The sequence below is a fragment of the Ruminococcus sp. AM43-6 genome (assembly GCF_003461785.1).
GTDB classification, from domain to species: Bacteria; Bacillota; Clostridia; order Oscillospirales; family Ruminococcaceae; genus Hominimerdicola; species Hominimerdicola aceti.
Genome location: NZ_QTXU01000083.1, coordinates 1 through 977, shown reverse-complemented (window position 1 = coordinate 977; position 977 = coordinate 1). Strand labels below are relative to the sequence as shown.

The following is a 977-nucleotide window of genomic DNA, read 5'->3' as shown; positions in this document are numbered from 1 at the left end:
GTTGATAATAAAGAGTTATCCTTCAATAACCCTCGTCACATATAACACCATATCACACTTTCCTAAAAAAGTCAATCAACTTTTGAAAACTTTGTAAAAATTCACAAATCGTCTAAATTTGTCGAACTCAAACAACTCTGATATAATATAAGGTAGGTTTAAAAGCAAATTTATTCGTAAGCATTAGTGCTATTTGTGAATGTTGACCAAATTGCTTTGCCTCAGTATTTTTAAGGAGCTGTTTTGATGTTTGAATATAGACCTTTTGTAGACCAATTTCTTGATTATTGCCGTTACCATAAAAAGCTTAGCGAGAAAACTGTGCGTGCATACAAAATCGACCTTTCGCAGTATGTGCTGTTTTCCGATACGCTTTCAAAACAAGCATTGTGGGATTATATCGAGTGCCTGAATAAAAAGTACAAGCCGAAAACCGTAAAGCGTAAGCTTGCAACCCTAAAAGCTTTTATCCACTTTCTTTTGCTGCAAGACTACATAGATTTTAATCCATTTGATAAGCTTGAAACTTCGATTAGAGAACCTGTGCTGCTGCCCAAAACGATACCTCTCGACGTGATCGCTAAGATAATTTCTTTTTCTTATCAGCAGATTGGTTCAGCCCAAAGTGCTTACCAGATGAAATGTGCCGTCAGAAATGCCGCTGTGATCGAATTGCTTTTCGCCACAGGTGCAAGGATAGCTGAGATATGTACTCTTAAACCGGAAAATGTTGATCTTTTAGGACGATCCGTTAAGTTTTACGGCAAAGGTTCAAAAGAACGCCTTATACCCGTGGAAAATATGGCTGTACTCAGCATACTTAAAAGGTACAGACTTCTTTTTGAAGATAAGATTGCCGTGTCAGGGTACTTCTTTGTCAATAAGCTCGGCAGAAGAATGACAGAGCAGTCGGTTCGGAATATGCTGAGTTCCTATTGCAGACAATGCGGTGTTGAAATGCACATAACGCCCCATAT

The 977-nt window shown here is 38.2% G+C and carries 1 protein-coding gene; it reads left to right on the top strand.

Going from position 1 to position 977, the window contains the following annotated elements:
* Window positions 1-246 precede the first annotated feature (246 nt).
* The coding region (locus tag DW938_RS14520; RefSeq protein ID WP_118125599.1) for a tyrosine-type recombinase/integrase at window positions 247-977 on the top strand (731 nt) is incomplete at its 3' end.